Raw genomic sequence first — 17,049 nt, 5'->3', positions numbered from 1 at the left:
TCGCTTAGCCCTTCATCATGCTGGCGTCGTCAACCGCGATGTCGCCGCGGTTTTCGGAAGAAGGTGACGAGGATCGCCAGACCCACGGCCGCCTCGGCGGCGGCGACGGTCAGCACGAACATGGCGAAGATCTGCCCCGCCACATCGTGCAGGAAGGACGAGAACGCCACGAGATTGATGTTCACCGCGAGCAGGATCAGTTCGATCGACATCAGGATGACGATGACGTTCTTGCGGTTCACGAAGATGCCGAACACGCCGATCGTGAACAGGATCGCGGCGACGACGAGATAGTGCGACAGGCCGATCATTCGGAGATCCCCTCACCCGGCTTGATCTGGACCAGTTCCATGCCGGTCTTCGGCGTACGGGCGACTTGCTTGCCGATGTCCTGGCGCTTGACGCCCGGCTTGTGGCGCAGGGTCAGGACGATGGCGCCGATCATGGCGACCAAGAGCACCAGGCCGGCCAGCTGGAAGAAGAAGACGTAGTCGGTATAGAGCACCCGACCGATCGCCTCGGTGTTGGGCACCCCGCCCGGCGAGGCGTTCGGCAGAGCGTTCCGCGAGGCCGCGCCGTTGGTGGCGACCGCGGCCACGACCATCACCATCTCGGTGGCGATGACCAAGGCGATCGCCCCGCCGAACGGCAGGTACTGCACGAAACCCTGCCGGAGCTCGGCGAAGTCCACGTCCAGCATCATGACGACGAACAGGAACAGCACCGCGACCGCGCCGACATAGACAACGACCAGCAGCATCGCCAGGAACTCCGCGCCCAGCAGGACGAAGAGGCCGGCGGCCGAGAAGAAGGCGGTGATCAGGAAGAGCACCGAGTGCACGGGATTTCGCGCCGACACGACGAGAAGACCCGCCGCGATGGTCACGAAAGCCAGCAGATAGAAAGCGATCGCCTGCAAGGGCATTGGCCCAGGGCTCCCCTGAAATCTTACGTTCGATGACGCGACGCCTTGCGGCGCAACGCCTGCTTCGGATTCGCGCCCGTCTTTAGCGGTAGGGCGCGTCCAACTCCAAATTCTTCGCGATCAGGCGCTCCCAGCGGTCGCCATTATCGAGAAGCCGTTCCTTGTCGTAGTAGAGTTCCTCGCGGGTCTCGGTCGCGAACTCGATGTTCGGGCCTTCCACGATGGCGTCCACCGGGCAGGCCTCCTGGCACAGGCCGCAGTAGATGCACTTGACCATGTCGATGTCGTAGCGGGTCGTGCGGCGGCTGCCGTCCTCGCGCGGTTCGGCCTCGATGGTGATCGCCTGAGCTGGGCAGATGGCTTCGCAGAGCTTGCACGCGATGCAGCGCTCCTCGCCTGACGGGTACCGACGCAGGGCGTGCTCGCCCCGGAAGCGCGGCGACTGCGGGCCACGCTCGTTCGGGTAGATCACCGTCTTCTTCGGCGCGAGCATGTACTTCATGGCCAGGCCGAACGCGCCGGCGAAGTCCAGAAGGGCCGCGCCCTTAGCCGCTTGAGTGATGCGCTGGAACACCAGAGCTCTCCTAAAACCTATACCGAGGAGGCGCGTTGGCCCCTCCCCGTCTCGACTTTGGGCGTGACGCCCCTATTTCGCCCCGCGCGGGATCACGCAGGTGTAGTTCGACAGCTGAGCGGGGTCGCCCCCGTCCTGCTTGGCCTGGATAACGCCGCCCGAGGCCTTGCATTTGTCGCCTTCGCGGCGGAGGTCGTCATAGCTGACCACCCCGTCGCCCAGCGAATAGGACCGATCCGTCGCCGCGACGCCCGCACAGGCCGTCAGGGTCAGACCGGAAAGGCCTACAGCAAGAAGCGCGGCGCGACGCATCAGACCCCCGGACCGAACACGCGCCAGGCGGCGACCGCGGCCACCAGCACCAGCGAGGTCGGCAGGAACACCTTCCAACCCAGGCGCATCAGCTGGTCGTAGCGGTAGCGCGGCACGATGGCCTTCGCCATGGCGATCATGAAGAACCAGAAACAGATCTTGGCGTAGAACACCAAGGCCAGGAACAGATTGCCCCACCAGCCCCAGCCCTTCAGGAAGTCGGTCGGGAAGCCGGGATTCCAGCCGCCGAAGAACAGCACGCTGATCATGGCGCACATCAGGACGATGTTCGAATACTCGGCCACCATGAACAGCAGGTACGGCGTCGAGCTGTACTCGACTTGGTAACCGGCGACGAGTTCGGATTCGGCTTCCGGCAGGTCGAACGGCGGACGGTTCGTCTCGGCCAGGGCCGAAATGTAGAACATGCCCATCGAGACGACCATGATCGGCACGAGGACGATGTTCTTCAGGCCGCCGCCAAAGACGTTCCAGTTCCAGAACCAGCCCGACTGCTTCTCGACGATGGTCGACAGGTTCATCGAACCGGCCAGCAGGATCACCGTGATGATGATCAGGCCGATCGAGACTTCATACGACACCATCTGCGCCGCCGAACGCAGCGCGCCCAGGAACGGATACTTCGAATTCGAAGCCCAGCCGCCCATGATGATGCCGTAGACGCCCAGCGAGCTCATCGCCAGCAGGTAGAGAATGCCGACATTGAGGTTGGAGACGACCCAGCCCGGCGCGAACGGCACCACGGCCCAGCCGACGAAGCCCAGGACCAGGCTGATCAGCGGCGCCAGGATGAAGATGATCTTGTCGGCGCCGGCCGGGATCACGATCTCCTTCAGCACGAACTTGAAGAAGTCGGCGAAGGACTGCAGCAGGCCGAACGGGCCCACCACATCGGGGCCCTTGCGCATCTGCACGCCGGCCCAGATCTTGCGGTCGGCCAGCAGCAGGAAGGCCAGGCTCAGCAGGACCCAGATCACGACCAGCAGGATGCCGCCGGTCGTCAGGCCAAACCAGAGAAGCGGAGAAGTCGAGCCCACGATTTACTCCGCGGCGATCTTGGCGGCGCCGGACGCCACGGCCGCGCATTCGGCCATGGTCACGCTGGCGCGCGCGACGGGGTTGGTCAGGTGGAAAGCCTTGATCGGGCTCTCGAACGGCGCGTCCGAGACCTCGCCGTCAGCGCCGAGCGCGCCGACATCGAACGACACGGCGACCGAGCCCGGCGCGTAGTCGATCTGGCCGAAGGTCGGGTGGTCGGCGAACAGCCTGGCGCGCAGCTGGTCCAGGCTGTCATAGGGGAGCTTGTGCCCCAGCACTTCCGACAGGGCGCGCAGGATCGACCAGTCTTCCTTGGCCTCGCCCTTCGGGAACACCGCGCGACGGCCCATCTGGACCCGGCCTTCCAGGTTCACGTAGAGGCCGTTCTTCTCGGTGTAGGCCGCGCCCGGCAGGATCACGTCGGCCTTGTGGGCCCCGTTGTCGCCGTGCGTGCCGAGATAGATCTTGAAGGCGTCCGAGGCGGCGGTCTCGCACTCGTCGGCGCCCAGCAGGAAGAGCACGTCCAAGGCGCCCGGCTTCAGCATGTCGGCCGTCGACAGGCCGCCCTCGGCCGGAACGAAGCCCATGTCGAGGCCGGCCACGCGCGCGGCGGCGGTGTGCAGGACGTTCCAGCCGTTCCAGCCCTCGCGCACGACCTTGACGGTCTTGGCGAGGCCGGCGGCGGCCTTGAGGATGGCCGCGCCGTCGGCGCGGGCCAGAGCGCCCTGGCCGATGATGATCGCCGGACGTTCGGCGGCCTTCAGGGCGGCGACGAAGTCGCTCTTGCTCTTGGACAGGCCGGCCAGGGTCTTGGCGCCGGCGCCGAGGTAGTCGTAGTCGAACGTCAGGTCGGCTTGCTCGCCGATGACGCCGAAACGGGTCTTGCCTGCGACCCACTGCTTGCGGAAGCGGGCGTTCAGGACCGGGGCCTCGATCCGCGGATTGGCCCCGACGAACAGCACGACATCGGCGTTCTCGATGCCGGCGATGGTCGAGTTGAACAGCCAGCTCTCGCGCGGGCCAGCGCCCAGGGCGGCGCCGTCCTGGCGGCTGTCGAGGTTCTTCACGCCCAGGGCCGTGAAGAGGTCCTTGGTGGCCTTCAGGCTTTCGGCGTCCTGCAGGTCGCCGGCGATGACGCCGATGCGCTCGGGCGCGGTCGTCTTGATCTTGGCGGCGATGGCGGCGAAGGCTTCGGCCCAGGTGGCCGGCTTCAGGCTGCCGCCGACGCGGACGTACGGACGGTCCAGGCGCTGACGGCCCAGGCCGTCGACAGCGTAGCGGGTCTTGTCCGAAATCCACTCTTCGTTGACGTCGTCGTTGTTGCGCGGCAGCACGCGAAGCACGGCCGAGCCGCGGGCGTCGACGCGGATCCACGAGCCGAGCGCGTCCATGACGTCGATGCTCTCGGTCTTCTTCAGTTCCCACGGACGGGCTTCGAAGGCGTAGGGCTTGGAGGTCAGGGCGCCGACCGGGCACAGGTCGATGACGTTGGCGCTGAGCTCCGAGGTCACCGCAGCGCCCAGATAGGTCGTGATTTCAACGTCTTCGCCGCGCGAGATCAGGCCGATCTCCGGCGAGCCGGCGACTTCGGTGATGAAGCGGACGCAGCGCGTGCACTGAATGCAGCGCGTCATCACGGTCTTGATGAGCGGGCCCATGGCCTTTTCTTCGACCGCGCGCTTGTTCTCGTCATAGCGGCTGTCGTCGCGGCCGTAGCCGACGGCCTGGTCCTGCAGGTCGCACTCGCCGCCCTGGTCGCAGATCGGGCAGTCCAGCGGATGGTTGATGAGCAGGAACTCCATCACCCCTTCGCGGGCCTTCTTGACCATCGGGGTCTTGGTGAAGATCTCCTGGCCCTCGGCGGCCGGCAGGGCGCACGAGGCCTGAGGCTTCGGCGGGCCGGGCTTCACCTCGACCAGGCACATGCGGCAGTTGCCGGCGATGGACAGGCGCTCGTGATAGCAGAAGCGCGGGATTTCTTCCCCGGCCAGTTCCGCGACCTGCAGAACCGTCATGCCGGGCTCGAACTCGACCTCGACGCCGTTGACCTTGGCGATAGCCATAATTCGTTACTCCGCCGCGATCAGCTTGGCGCCCTGCACGTGCAGGCGACCGCTACGATAGGAAGCGATCCGCTCCTCCACCTCGTGGCGGAAGTGGCGGAACAGACCCTGGATCGGCCAGGCGGCCGCATCGCCCAGGGCGCAGATGGTGTGACCCTCGACCTGGGTCGTGACGTCCAGGAGGGTGTCAATCTCCTTCGGATCGGCCTCGCCGGTCGCCATGCGCTCCATGACGCGCCACATCCAGCCCGTGCCTTCGCGGCAGGGCGTGCACTGGCCGCAGCTCTCGTGCTTGTAGAAGTACGAGAGGCGGGCGATGGCGCGAACCAAGTCGGTCGACTTGTCCATGACGATAACGGCGGCCGTGCCGAGACCCGACTTCAGGTTCCGCAGGGCGTCGAAGTCCATCGGCAGGTCTTCGCACTGCTCGGCCGGGATCATCGGCACGGACGAACCGCCAGGGATGACGGCCTTGAGGTTGCCCCAGCCGCCCCGGATGCCGCCGCAGTGATCTTCCATCAGCTGACGGAAGGGGATGCTCATGGCTTCTTCGACGTTACAGGGCAGGTTCACGTGGCCCGAGACGCAGAACAGCTTGGTGCCGGCGTTGTTCGGACGGCCAAAGCCGGCGAACCAGGCGGCGCCGCGACGCAGGATGGTGCCGGCGACGGCGATGCTCTCGACGTTGTTGACCGTGGTCGGCATGCCGTAGAGGCCGGCGCCGGCCGGGAACGGCGGCTTCAGGCGCGGCTGGCCCTTCTTGCCTTCCAGGCTTTCCAGCAGGGCCGTCTCTTCGCCGCAGATATAGGCGCCTGCGCCGTGGTGAACGTAGAGGTCGAAGTCCCAGCCGTGGACGTTGTTCTTGCCGATCAGCTTGGCCTCGTAGGCCTGCTTGATGGCTTCTTCCAGCACTTCGCGCTCACGGACGTATTCGCCGCGGATGTAGATGTAGCAGGCGTGGGCCAGCATGGCGCGCGAGGCGATCAGGCAGCCTTCGATCAGGAGGTGCGGATCATGCCGCATGATCTCCCGATCCTTGCAGGTGCCCGGCTCGGATTCGTCGGCGTTGACGACCAGGTAGTGCGGACGACCGTCCTTCACTTCCTTGGGCATGAACGACCACTTCAGGCCGGTGCCGAAGCCCGCCCCGCCCCGGCCGCGCAGGCCGGAGTTCTTCATGTTGTCGATGATCCAGTCGCGCCCGGCGTCCAGGATGTCCTTGGTGCCATTCCAGCAGCCGCGCTTCTTCGCGCCCTCGAGGCCCCAATCGTGGAGACCGTAGAGGTTCGTGAAGATGCGGTCCTTGTCTTCGAGGATACCGACCATGACTCAGCTTTGCGGATCGAATGGATGGGCGCGCACATAGCGCGTCCGACGAATGATGACATAGGCGAAAAGCAGCCAGCCGGCGCCAATCGTGACGAGACCGGCGACGACCGCCCAGAACGGCGCGCCTTGCACCGTGCGACCCCAGATCAGCAGGATCGCGCCCAGCAGGCAGGCCACGAAGCCAACGCCGCGTTCACGGCGATGGAGGCCCCGGATGGTGTCGGCGTAGGCCGCGCGGCGGAGGTTGAGTTCGCTGTCGTCGATCATGACGAAGCCCCCTCTCCCTTGGATCCGCGCATCCAGCCCAGGATGAACCAGACGTGCGAGCCCAGGCCCGCGATGATGGCGCCCAGGAAGACCAGCCGCAGCCAGTCGATCCGCAGCGACACCGCGCCATAGATCGCGACGCCAGCCAGCACGAAGCAGACCGCGTTGATGACAAGCATCGCGGTCAGGCGCTTCTTCTGCAGGGCGGCGTCGGCGGTCATGTTAGGCGGTCGGCTCCGACTTCGCCTTGGAAGCCTTGGGCTTCTCGGGCAGGTTCGGGATCTTGATCTTCTTGGCGTACGAGCCGTCGTACAGCTTCGGGTCGGTCAGGGTGTGGATCGCGCCCTTCGGCTCCGAGGCGCCGCGGCCGTCGTAGCTGCCAGGCTTCGGGTCCTTGCCGGCCGCGAAGTCGTCCAAGATCTGGGCCAGGCTCTCCGGCGTCAGGTCCTCGTAATAGTAATCATTGATCGCGGCCATCGGCGCGTTGCAGCACGCGCCCAGGCATTCGACCTCTTCCCAGCTGAACTTGCCGTCGGCCGAGACGTGGTTGGCGTCGCCGATCTTGGCCTTCAGCACGGCCTTCAGGTCCAGCGCGCCGCGCAGCTGGCACGGCGTGGTGCCGCAAAGCTGCACGAAGGCGACCTTGCCGACGGGTTGCAGCTGGAACATCACGTAGAAGGTGGCCACTTCCAGCACGCGGATGACCGGCATCTCGAGCTGCTTGGCGATCTCCTGGATCGCCGGCTCGGAAATCCAGCCTTCCTGCTTCTGGGCCAGCCACAGCATCGGGATCACCGCCGACTGCTTGCGGGCGGCGGGATACTTGGCTTTCCACCAGTCGGCCTTGGCCTGGCTGTCCTTGGAAAAGGCGAAGCTGGCCGGCTGTTCCTTGGCGAGACGACGAACACTCATCGGGCGAAATCCACGCGGACGATCTTGTCGCCCTTGAAGGTGTAGATGGCGGCGACCTGGAACGGCGCGTCACCGTTGCCGCGGTCGACATGCTCATGGTCGATCACGTTCGAACCAACCACGATGCGGTTCAGCAGCTTCGCCTGGTTCCTGGGGAATTCGGCGAAGGTCTTGGCGTAGAAGGCGCGATAGGCGTCGAGCCCCGTGCGCGCCACATCGCCGTTCAGCCCCGCGACGACGACGTCGTCTGCGAAGTGGGCGCAGTGCGCGTCCAGGTCCTGGGCGTTGTAGGCGTCCAGTTGAGCTTGGGCGATCGCTTCCAGGCTCACCGGTCGACCTCGCCGAACACGATGTCGAGCGAGCCCAGGATGGCCGAGACGTCGGCCAGCTGGTGGCCACGATTCATCCAGTCCATGGCCGCCAGGTGCGAGAAGCCCGGCGCCTTGATCTTGCAGCGGTACGGCTTGTTCGTGCCATTGCTGACCAGGTAGACGCCGAACTCGCCCTTGGGCGCCTCGACCGCCGCGTAGACCTCGCCTTCCGGCGTCTTGAAGCCTTCGGTGTAGAGCTTGAAGTGATGGATCAGGGCTTCCATCGAGCGCTTCATCTCGGCGCGACGCGGCGGGCTGACCTTGTTGTCCTCGGTCAGCACCGGTCCCGGCGTGGCGCGCAGCATGGCGACGGCCTGCAGGATGATCTTCGTGGACTCACGCATCTCCTGCATGCGGCAGAGATAACGGTCGTAACAGTCGCCGTTCTTGCCCAGCGGGATGTCGAACTCGAACTCGTTGTAGTTCTCGTACGGCTGGTTGCGGCGCAGGTCCCAGGCGATGCCCGAACCGCGCACCATCACGCCCGAGAAGCCCCAGGCCCAGGCGTCTTCCTTGGTCACGACGCCGATGTCGACGTTGCGCTGCTTGAAGATGCGGTTGTCGGTGATCAGGCCTTCGATGTCGTCGCAGATCTTGGGGAACGCCTTCGCCCAGGTCTCGATGTCGTCGATCAGGCTGGGAGTCAGGTCCTGGTGGACGCCGCCCGGACGGAAATAGTTGGCGTGCAGGCGAGCGCCGCAGGCGCGCTCGTAGAATACCATCAGCTTCTCGCGCTCCTCGAAGCCCCAGAGCGGCGGCGTCAAAGCGCCGACGTCCATGGCCTGGGTCGTCACGTTCAGCAGGTGATTGAGGATGCGGCCGATCTCGCAGAACAGCACGCGCACGATCTGGCCGCGCTTGGGCACCTCGACGCCCAGCAGCTTCTCGATGGCCAGGCAGAACGCATGCTCCTGGTTCATCGGCGCCACGTAGTCGAGGCGGTCGAAGTACGGGATGTTCTGCAGGTAGGTCCGCGCTTCCATCAGCTTCTCGGTGCCGCGATGCAGCAGGCCGATGTGCGGATCGACGCGTTCGACGATTTCGCCGTCCAGCTCCAGCACCAGGCGCAGAACGCCGTGGGCGGCCGGGTGCTGCGGGCCAAAGTTGATGTTGAACTTGCGGACGGGCGTTTCCGGGATCGCCGGAACCGTGGCCTCGTCACGGAAGAAGTCGGTCGCCGCGGCGGGCGCGTTCGTGCCAGTCATGACTTAAGCGTCCCCTGCCCGCTTCTCGGCCTTCTCGTCGCCCGGCAGGGCGTACTTGGCGCCTCTCCCACGGAGACAGGAAATCGAAAGCGCGGAACTCGGTGATCTTGACGGGTTCGTAGACGACGCGCTTGAGCTCGTCGTCGTAGCGCACTTCCACATAACCGGTCATGGGGAAGTCCTTCCGCAGCGGATGGCCATGGAAGCCATAGTCGGTCAGGATCCGGCGCAGGTCCGGATGGCCTTCGAAGAAGATGCCGAACATGTCGAACGCCTCGCGCTCGAACCAGTCGGCGACCGGGAACACCGGCGTGGCGCTGGGAACCGGCGAGTCCTCGTCCGTCATCACCTTCAGGCGGATGCGCGTGTTCTTCACCATCGACAGCAGGTGATAGACGACGTCGAAGCGCGCGGCGCGCTCCGGATAGTCCACGCCCGTCAGGTCGACCAGTTGGTGGAAGCGGCAGGCCGCGTCGTCGCGCAGGAAGGTCAGGGTCTCGACCACAGTCGCGGCCTTGGCCACGATCGTCAGCTCGCCGAACGCCACCGAATGGCCCAGCACGCCGGGCGCGCGGGCGACGATGTCCTGGCCCAGGGCCTCGAGGTCTTGGCTCATCGCTCGATCGTCCCCGTGCGACGGATCTTCTTCTGGAGCTGCAGCACGCCGTAGACCAGGGCCTCGGCCGTCGGCGGGCAGCCCGGCACGTAGATGTCGATCGGCACCACGCGGTCGCAGCCGCGCACGACGCTGTAGCTGTAATAATAGTAGCCGCCGCCATTGGCGCAGCTGCCCATCGAGATGACGTAGCGGGGCTCTGGCATCTGGTCGTAGACCTTGCGCAGAGCCGGAGCCATCTTGTTGGTCAGGGTGCCGGCGACGATCATCACGTCCGACTGACGCGGGCTGGCGCGCGGCGCGAAGCCGAAGCGCTCCAGGTCATAGCGCGGCATGGCCGAGTGCATCATCTCGACCGCGCAGCACGCCAGGCCGAACGTCATCCACATCAGCGAGCCGGTGCGCGCCCACGTGATCAGGTCGTCGGCCGCAGCCGTGATGAAACCCTTGTCGGCCAGCTGTTGCGAGACGCCGTCGAAGAACGGGTCATGCAGCTTGGGGTCATAACCCTCGACCGTCGAACGGCCGCCGGACAGCGCCGGAACCGAGGACGAGTTGGCGGGAACGATCACTCCCATTCGAGGGCGCCCTTCTTCCATTCGTAGATAAAGCCGACGGTCAGCACGCCCAGGAAGGTCATCATCGACCAGAAGGCGAACTGGGCCACGTCGTGCGGCAGCTTCATCAGCGTGACCGCCCAGGGGAACAGGAACGCGACTTCCAGGTCGAAGATGATGAAGAGGATCGACACCAGATAGAACCGGACGTCGAACTTCATGCGCGCGTCGTCGAAGGCGTTGAAGCCGCATTCGTAGGCGGACAGTTTTTCCGGGTCCGGCGCCTTCGGCGCGAGCACGGCGGCCGCCAGAATGAAGACGATGCCGATGGCCGCCGCGATCCCTAGGAAGATCACGATCGGCAGGTACTGGAGAAGGAAGGCGGTCATGACAGCCCTTGGCTTGAATCGAGCGGGTTGTAGCCCACTGTCGCCAGCGCTTCAAACACCCCGAAGCACATTGAGAAACGATCGCAACTGGAACTGTTTCCGCTAACGGCGATCGATTGCGCGCCAAGGCTTTGGCGAATGCCTGAAAGGACCGGCGCAGCGCTGCCGCTCCGCTCCATCCACATGAAATCACCCAGGCCCGGCGGGCTATTTGACGCTTCTTCGATATGGCCGTTGACACGAGTCTTCGCCCGACATATCAGACGCCCCTCGCCGCAGGGCGGGTCGCACTTTCGCTTCGGCGAAGGGATATGCGGATGTAGCTCAGTTGGTTAGAGCGCCGGCCTGTCACGCCGGAGGTCGCGGGTTCGAGTTCCCGTCATTCGCGCCACCCCTTGAAAAAGGGGTAGGACCGCACCCTCCCCTCGGTCTACGGACGACCGTCGCGCCCAGGCGCACGACGCGGATGTAGCTCAGTTGGTTAGAGCGCCGGCCTGTCACGCCGGAGGTCGCGGGTTCGAGTCCCGTCATTCGCGCCACCGTCCGGTGGTTCTTCCTCTCAAATCGACAATGGCTTCGGCAACGACTTGAGTTGCCGTATTCGCACGCCATGTAGCGGACATGACATCCGCTTACCCGCCGTTCTCCGTCCTCGACCTCGCGCCCGTTCCGCAAGGAACGCCCGTCGGCCAAGCCCTCGAAAACAGCCTGGATCTGGCGCGACACGCCGAATCTCTCGGCTTCCACCGCTACTGGCTGGCCGAACATCACAACATGCCCGGAATCGCCTCGGCCGCGACGGCGGTCGTTATCGGCTACGTGGCCGGCGGCACGACGACGATTCGGGTCGGTTCGGGCGGCGTCATGCTGCCCAACCACGCCCCGCTGATGGTCGCCGAACAGTTCGGCACCCTCGCCGCCCTCTATCCGGGCCGAATCGATCTGGGCCTGGGCCGCGCGCCGGGCACGGATCAGGCCACGATGCGGGCCCTGCGCCGCTACGCCGGGGCGGTCGATTCGTTCGCCCAGGACGTCGTCGAGCTGCAGCACTGGTTCAAGCCGGCCGATCCGGATCAGAGCATCCGCGCCGTGCCCGGCGAAGGCCAGGACGTGCCGATCTGGCTGCTGGGCTCCTCGACCTGGGGCGCGCAGCTGGCCGCTGCCCTGGGCCTGCCGTTCGCCTTCGCCGCCCACTTCGCGCCCGAACTCCTTGCTGGACGCCCTCCTGCTCTATCGTCGCCACTTCAAGCCGTCGGAGGTGTTGGACAAGCCCTACGCCATGGTCTGCATCGGCGTCTGCGCCGCCGACACCGACGCCGAGGCGGCTCGTCTGGCGACCTCGACGCAGCAGCAGTTCCTGGCTTTGCGACGCGGTCGCCCGGGGCTGCTGCCGCCGCCGGTCGACGATATCCGTGAGCACGCCTCCCCCGCCGAGCTGGCGGGCCTGGATCACACTTTCCAATACTCGGCGATCGGCTCGCCCGAGACCGTGAAGCGCAAGATCGATCAAGTGCTGAAGCTGACGGAGGCCGACGAGCTGATGTTCGCCTCGCAGATCTACGACCACGACGCCCGCAAGCGCAGCTACGCTATCCTGGCGAACCTGAAAGCCTAGTGGTCCCTTTGAGGGGCCACGCCGCCGAAGGCGCTGCGCCCCGTCAAGCCGCCATAGATGGCGCAGAGCTGACGGAACACCGCGTCCCAGCCATGCCGCTCGACGGCCCGGCGGCGAGCGGCGGCGCCCACGGCGGCCAAATCACGGGCGAACAAGGCCTCGATCGCTTCGGCGAAGGCGGCGGGTTCGGACCGTGTCGCCAGCTGACCGACTTCTTGGTCGACCGACTCGGCCACCCCGCCGGCGGCGACGCCGACTACGGGCAGACCGCAGGCCATGGCCTCCAGAACGATCAGACCGAACGGCTCGTTGTCATTGGCGTGGACGAAGGCGTCGCAGCTGGCGAGCACGCCGGCCAGTTCGGCCGGGTCGCGGACATAGTCCAGGCAGAGGGCGCGATCGCTGACGGGGCGCCGCCGCCCGCGCCGACGAACAGCAGCTTGTAGGGCGCGCCCAGCCGCTCGACCGCGCCGACCAGGACGTCCAGCCGCTTCTCGCGGGCCGGACGGCCGGCGAAGACCAATAGCCGCTCATCGGGCGCGAGGCCCAGGCGGCGGCGCAGAGCGTCGCGATCCGCTCGGGCTGGATGGAAAAGCTCGGTGTCCACGCCCAACGGCAGACCGATGGCGTTATGCACCCCGGCCTCGATCAGCCGGCCGGCGATGAAGCGGCTCGGCGCCACGGCCTGGTCGAACTGGCGATAGATCGCCGCCCAGCGCTTCTGAACCGGCTTTTCAGCCCACTCGCCGATATGCAAAGCCGCCAGGGCGCCCAGATCGGTGTGGCAGAAACCGACGACCGGCACGCCGAGGGCGTCGCCGGCGCGTAGCGCCGCCAAGCCCGGCGTATAGGGGTCGCCCGCCTCGATGATGTCGGGACGCTGGCGGATCAGGCGGTCCATCCAGGCGGCCTTGACCACGGGCCAGCGATAGCCGGCTCCAAACGGCAGCGGCGCGGCGTAGATCGAGACTCGCCCCCGCCCCGTCGTAGGAATCGCGCGCGCCCGGCACCACCAGCGTATGGCGAACATCCGGACGGTTTGCGGCCAGCCATGCGCGCTTCGAAGCCAGATAGCGACGCACGCCGCCGCTGCGCGGCGCGTACAGCATGGTGGTGTCGACGAGACGGACCGCGTCGTCAGTTGACGGAGCAATATCGGAGGGAAAACCGCGCAGGCCGACCGGCCGGGTCGATCTCGTATCCGTCACACCGATTCCTCATCGTAACTCTAGGCCCCCCATTCGGCCCTGGAACGATAAAGCTTTTGCGACATTCGCGGTTCCTCGCCGTTCCCGGACGAATTCAGGGGCACACCGCGTCGCCCAAGAGCTTCTCGCAACAGTACTTCTACCTCAGCATTCACGCTACGCAACTCGGCGTTTGCGAGACGCTCGACGGCGGCCAGCGCCTCCGGGCGCACGCGCATCAGGAATGCGGGGCCGGACGCGGGGAGACTGTACCGATGATCAAGGGAGACAAGGTGGTGGGCAGTGAGGGGATCGAACCCCCGACCCTCTCGGTGTAAACGAGACGCTCTACCGCTGAGCTAACTGCCCTCTGGGCCGGCGCTTTTAGCCGGAGCCGAGGCCTACGCATAGCGCAAAACGAAGGGGCGGAGCGCCAGTCTCCGACGCCCCGCCCCTCTTAAAGCGGAGAAACTGGTTTTAGCCGTTCAGCGAGGACTTCAAGCCTTCGCCGACCTGGAAGCGCGCGGTCTTCGACGCGGGACGGTTCACCGTCTCGCCCGTGCGCGGATTGCGGGCGGTGCCGGCGGCGCGCGTCACGGCCTTGAAGGTGCCAAAGCCGACCAGGCGAACGTCGGAGCCCGACTTCAGCGAGTCGGTGACGGCGTCGATGAAGGCTTCCAGAGCGTCCTTGGCCTGGTTCTTGTTGATGCCCGCCTTCTCGGCGATCGCCGTAACGAGCTCGGCTTTAGTGGTCATGTTTTTCTCCCAGCCTGAGCAGCGCCGTTTATTGCTTACGGCGCTTGGCTCAGCGGGGATTATGGCGGCTGAAAAAGCCCCGTCAAACGAGAGCGGCGCGGAAATCTCCCGCGCCGCCTAAGTTATCAACGATTAGTTGCGTTTAGTGGGTAAGGACAGCGTCGCTGTCGCCCTCATCCTTCTTCGCGGTCGCAGCAATCGGCTCGTCGGCCTCGCTCCATTCGATCGGCGTCAGCGGCCCCGTGAGACCGTGCTTGAGCACCTCGTCCATGGTCGAGACCGGGATGATTTCCAGGCCGTCCTTGACGCTCTGGGGCACATCCACGAGGTCCTTCTCGTTTTCCTGCGGGATCAGCACGGTCTTAACGCCGGAGCGCAGGGCCGCCAGCAGCTTCTCCTTCAGGCCGCCGATGGCGGTGACCCGGCCGCGCAGGGTGATCTCGCCGGTCATGGCGATGTCCTTGCGGATCGGGATGCCGGTCAGCACCGAGACGATGGCCAGACCCATGGCGGCGCCGGCGGACGGACCGTCCTTGGGCGTGGCGCCATCCGGCACGTGGATGTGCACGTCGGTCTTCTCGAAGATCGGCGGCTTGATGCCGAACTGCGTCGCCCGCGAGCGGACATAGCTGTTCGCCGCCGAGATCGACTCCTTCATCACGTCCTTGAGGTTGCCGGTGATCTGCATGCGACCCTTGCCCGGCATCTTCACGGCTTCGATGGTCAGGATGTCGCCGCCGAATTCCGTCCAGGCCAAACCGGTGACGATGCCGACCTGGTCGACTTCGTCGGTCTCACCGTAACGGTACTTCTTGACGCCCGCGTACTTGGCCAGACGCTCGTCGTCGATGGTGATCGAGGCCAGCTTCTCGCGCGCCAGGTCACGCACGGTCTTGCGCGCCAGGGCGCCCAGCTCCCGCTCCAGCGACCGCACGCCGGCTTCCCGGGTGTAGTAGCGGATCAGGTCGCGGATGGCCTTGTCCGGAACGATGAACTCGGCCGGCTTCAGGCCGTGGTCCTTGGCCAGCTTGGGCAGGATGTGCCGCTTGGCGATCTCCAGCTTCTCGTCCTCGGTGTAGCCGGGGATGCGGATGATCTCCATGCGGTCCAGCAGCGGCTGGGGCATGTTCAGGCTGTTGGCCGTCGTGACGAACATCACCTGCGACAGGTCGTAGTCGACCTCCAGGTAGTGGTCGCCGAACGTCGAGTTCTGCGACGGATCGAGCACTTCCAGCAGCGCCGAGGCGGGATCGCCGCGGTAGTCGCTGCCCATCTTGTCGATCTCGTCCAGCAGGACGAAGGCGTTGGTGGTCTTGGCCTTCTTCATCGACTGGATGACCTTGCCGGGCATCGAGCCGATGTAGGTGCGGCGGTGACCGCGGATCTCGGCCTCGTCACGCACGCCGCCGAGGCTCATGCGCACGAACTCGCGACCGGTGGCCTTGGCCAGCGACTTGCCCAGCGACGTCTTGCCGACGCCGGGAGGACCCACGAGGCACAGGATCGGGCCCTTCAGCGAGTTGGTCCGGGCCTGAACGGCCAGGTACTCGAGGATCCGTTCCTTGACCTTGTCCAGGCCGTAGTGGTCGGCGTCGAGGATCTGCTCGGCCTCCACCAGGTCGATCTTCTTGGTCTTGGCCTTGCCCCACGGAATCGACAGCAGCCAGTCCAGATAGTTGCGGACCACGGTGCTCTCGGCCGACATCGGGCTCATGTTGCGCAGCTTCTTCAGCTCGCTCTCGGCCTTGGTGCGGGCTTCCTTGGAAAGCTTGGTCTTCTTGATGCGCTTTTCGAGATCGATCAGCTCGTCGCGCGAGTCGTCCGGGTCGCCCAGCTCGCGCTGGATCGCCTTCATCTGTTCGTTCAGATAGTACTCGCGCTGGGTCTTCTCCATCTGGCGCTTGACGCGCGAGCGGATCTTCTTCTCGACCTGCAGCACCGAAATCTCGCCCTCCATCAGGGCGAAGACCTTTTCCAGGCGCTTCACGACATCGAAGATTTCCAGCAGGTGCTGCTTGTCGCCGATCTTCACCGACAGGTGGGCGGCGATGCTGTCGGCCAGCTTGCCCGGTTCGGCGATCTGCGGGATCGACGCCAGGGCCTCCGGCGGCACCTTCTTGTTCAGTTTGACGTAGTTCTCGAACTGCTCGACGACCGCGCGCGACAGGGCCTCGGCCTCCGGGCCGGCGCCTTCGTCCTCGCTGACCTCGCCGATCTGGGCTTCGTAGAAGGACTCCTGGTCGGTGAACTTCACGACGGCCGCGCGGCCCTTGCCCTCGACCAGCACCTTGACCGTGCCGTCGGGCAGCTTCAGCAGCTGCAGGACGGTGGCCAGGACGCCGACGTCGAAGATATCCCCCGGCGCCGGATCATCGTCCGCCGAGTTCTTTTGGGTGACGAGCAGGATCTGCTTGTCGCCGCGCATCACTTCCTCGAGGGCGCGCACGGATTTATCGCGGCCCACGAAGAGGGGCACCACCATGTGCGGGAACACAACGATGTCCCGCAGCGGCAAGACAGGAAGCGTACGTAATTCGGACATGTGCTCAATACTCCCGGCCTCGGCGCTTTCCAACGCCTGGCCATGCGGGCCGCCGTAACACCAGACGATGCGCCTGAGTCGAACGACCCGTCCGCCCGGGACTGGGCGGATGGTCGTTATTTATGTGGACGTTTTACAACAGGGTTCAAGCGCGCTCGCCTGAGAGCGGCGACAAGTCGCGTGCGACCGGTGAAGCTGGCGCCCTCATGCCTCTACATCCCGAAAGCGGGGCAAGTTCGCCCAAGGCTCGGACTTTTCTTGAGTTTCGCTCGCTCAAGCTGACAGTGGCGCCGAAGCCTCACGGGTCGTCCAACAGGTTTACGATGACCCCCGATCCACGAAAAAGGCGCGCCTTTATCCAAAAAAGGCG

Annotated in this window: 15 protein-coding genes, 3 tRNA genes and 4 pseudogenes; 3 read left to right on the top strand and 19 right to left on the bottom strand. The window is 65.6% G+C overall.

The window, feature by feature from the left end:
* Nucleotides 1–4: 4 nt before the first annotated feature.
* From nuoK to ACHMW8_RS19015, 15 genes and pseudogenes are all read right to left on the bottom strand, one after another.
* A pseudogene (nuoK, locus tag ACHMW8_RS19085) lies at nt 5–311 on the bottom strand (NADH-quinone oxidoreductase subunit NuoK).
* Nucleotides 308–925 (bottom strand): NADH-quinone oxidoreductase subunit J, encoded by a 618-nt coding sequence (locus tag ACHMW8_RS19080; RefSeq protein ID WP_125158556.1) that lies wholly within the window; start codon nt 923–925, stop codon nt 308–310. Before ACHMW8_RS19080 ends, nuoK begins: the two are co-directional and overlap by 4 nt.
* Nucleotides 926–1,007: 82 nt before the next feature.
* Entirely contained in the window at nt 1,008–1,499 is a 492-nt protein-coding gene (gene nuoI / locus ACHMW8_RS19075) for an NADH-quinone oxidoreductase subunit NuoI (RefSeq protein WP_125158557.1), read from the bottom strand.
* Nucleotides 1,500–1,571: 72 nt separating this feature from the next.
* Entirely contained in the window at nt 1,572–1,811 is a 240-nt protein-coding gene (locus tag ACHMW8_RS19070) for a hypothetical protein (RefSeq protein WP_125158558.1), read from the bottom strand.
* Nucleotides 1,811–2,872 carry an NADH-quinone oxidoreductase subunit NuoH gene (nuoH, locus tag ACHMW8_RS19065; RefSeq protein WP_395446012.1) on the bottom strand — a complete coding sequence of 354 codons (1,062 nt, stop codon included), beginning with the start codon at nt 2,870–2,872 and terminating at the stop codon, nt 1,811–1,813. The genes ACHMW8_RS19070 and nuoH overlap by 1 nt, the downstream gene beginning before the upstream one ends.
* A complete protein-coding gene (gene nuoG, locus ACHMW8_RS19060) occupies nt 2,873–4,933 on the bottom strand; it encodes an NADH-quinone oxidoreductase subunit NuoG (RefSeq protein WP_395443430.1) in 2,061 nt (686 codons plus the stop codon). It abuts the gene before it with no gap.
* 6 nt (nt 4,934–4,939) lie between these two features.
* On the bottom strand, nt 4,940–6,259 hold the full coding sequence (nuoF, locus tag ACHMW8_RS19055; protein ID WP_125158561.1) for an NADH-quinone oxidoreductase subunit NuoF: 1,320 nt from the start codon (nt 6,257–6,259) through the stop codon (nt 4,940–4,942).
* A 3-nt stretch (nt 6,260–6,262) separates the two neighbouring features.
* The gene (locus tag ACHMW8_RS19050; protein WP_395443429.1) at nt 6,263–6,529 is read right to left on the bottom strand and encodes a hypothetical protein; all 267 of its coding nucleotides are present in this window, start codon (nt 6,527–6,529) and stop codon (nt 6,263–6,265) included.
* Entirely contained in the window at nt 6,526–6,750 is a 225-nt protein-coding gene (locus tag ACHMW8_RS19045; RefSeq protein ID WP_395443428.1) for a hypothetical protein, read from the bottom strand. The genes ACHMW8_RS19050 and ACHMW8_RS19045 overlap by 4 nt, the downstream gene beginning before the upstream one ends.
* Nucleotide 6,751: 1 nt before the next feature.
* The gene (gene nuoE / locus ACHMW8_RS19040; RefSeq protein ID WP_125158564.1) at nt 6,752–7,441 is read right to left on the bottom strand and encodes an NADH-quinone oxidoreductase subunit NuoE; all 690 of its coding nucleotides are present in this window, start codon (nt 7,439–7,441) and stop codon (nt 6,752–6,754) included.
* Nucleotides 7,438–7,770, bottom strand: a complete 333-nt coding sequence (locus tag ACHMW8_RS19035) for a nuclear transport factor 2 family protein (RefSeq protein ID WP_125158565.1) — start codon at nt 7,768–7,770, stop codon at nt 7,438–7,440. The genes nuoE and ACHMW8_RS19035 overlap by 4 nt, the downstream gene beginning before the upstream one ends.
* Entirely contained in the window at nt 7,767–9,017 is a 1,251-nt protein-coding gene (locus tag ACHMW8_RS19030; RefSeq protein WP_395443427.1) for an NADH-quinone oxidoreductase subunit D, read from the bottom strand. The genes ACHMW8_RS19035 and ACHMW8_RS19030 overlap by 4 nt, the downstream gene beginning before the upstream one ends.
* Before the next feature lie 3 nt (nt 9,018–9,020).
* A pseudogene (locus ACHMW8_RS19025) lies at nt 9,021–9,633 on the bottom strand (NADH-quinone oxidoreductase subunit C).
* Nucleotides 9,630–10,232 (bottom strand): NADH-quinone oxidoreductase subunit B family protein, encoded by a 603-nt coding sequence (locus ACHMW8_RS19020; protein ID WP_125158568.1) that lies wholly within the window; start codon nt 10,230–10,232, stop codon nt 9,630–9,632. Before ACHMW8_RS19020 ends, ACHMW8_RS19025 begins: the two are co-directional and overlap by 4 nt.
* Nucleotides 10,202–10,579, bottom strand: coding sequence for an NADH-quinone oxidoreductase subunit A (locus ACHMW8_RS19015; RefSeq protein WP_125158569.1), 378 nt, complete (start codon nt 10,577–10,579; stop codon nt 10,202–10,204). Before ACHMW8_RS19015 ends, ACHMW8_RS19020 begins: the two co-directional genes overlap by 31 nt.
* Nucleotides 10,580–10,892: 313 nt before the next feature.
* Here ACHMW8_RS19015 and ACHMW8_RS19010 point away from each other — a divergent pair.
* The 3 genes and pseudogenes from ACHMW8_RS19010 to ACHMW8_RS19000 all read left to right on the top strand — a co-directional run bounded on the left by ACHMW8_RS19010 (nt 10,893) and on the right by ACHMW8_RS19000 (nt 12,194).
* Nucleotides 10,893–10,970, top strand: a tRNA-Asp gene (locus ACHMW8_RS19010).
* A gap of 71 nt (nt 10,971–11,041) precedes the next feature.
* A tRNA-Asp gene (locus ACHMW8_RS19005) sits at nt 11,042–11,118 on the top strand.
* Nucleotides 11,119–11,200: 82 nt separating this feature from the next.
* Nucleotides 11,201–12,194 (top strand): annotated as a pseudogene (locus ACHMW8_RS19000) (LLM class flavin-dependent oxidoreductase).
* On the opposite strand, the pseudogene ACHMW8_RS18995 reads toward ACHMW8_RS19000, so the two are convergent.
* From ACHMW8_RS18995 to lon, 4 genes and pseudogenes are all read right to left on the bottom strand, one after another.
* Nucleotides 12,191–13,402, bottom strand: a pseudogene (locus ACHMW8_RS18995) (glycosyltransferase). The pseudogenes ACHMW8_RS19000 and ACHMW8_RS18995 sit on opposite strands and share 4 nt — an antisense overlap.
* Nucleotides 13,403–13,675: 273 nt before the next feature.
* Nucleotides 13,676–13,750, bottom strand: a tRNA-Val gene (locus ACHMW8_RS18990).
* Between the two features lie 108 nt (nt 13,751–13,858).
* Nucleotides 13,859–14,137 (bottom strand): HU family DNA-binding protein, encoded by a 279-nt coding sequence (locus ACHMW8_RS18985; protein ID WP_125158573.1) that lies wholly within the window; start codon nt 14,135–14,137, stop codon nt 13,859–13,861.
* A gap of 142 nt (nt 14,138–14,279) precedes the next feature.
* Nucleotides 14,280–16,679 carry an endopeptidase La gene (gene lon / locus ACHMW8_RS18980; protein WP_125158574.1) on the bottom strand — a complete coding sequence of 800 codons (2,400 nt, stop codon included), beginning with the start codon at nt 16,677–16,679 and terminating at the stop codon, nt 14,280–14,282.
* Nucleotides 16,680–17,049 lie beyond the last annotated feature (370 nt).

The sequence above is a fragment of the Caulobacter sp. UC70_42 genome (assembly GCF_044056025.1).
GTDB lineage: Bacteria > Pseudomonadota > Alphaproteobacteria > Caulobacterales > Caulobacteraceae > Caulobacter.
This window is presented reverse-complemented; position numbering and strand designations above follow the sequence as displayed.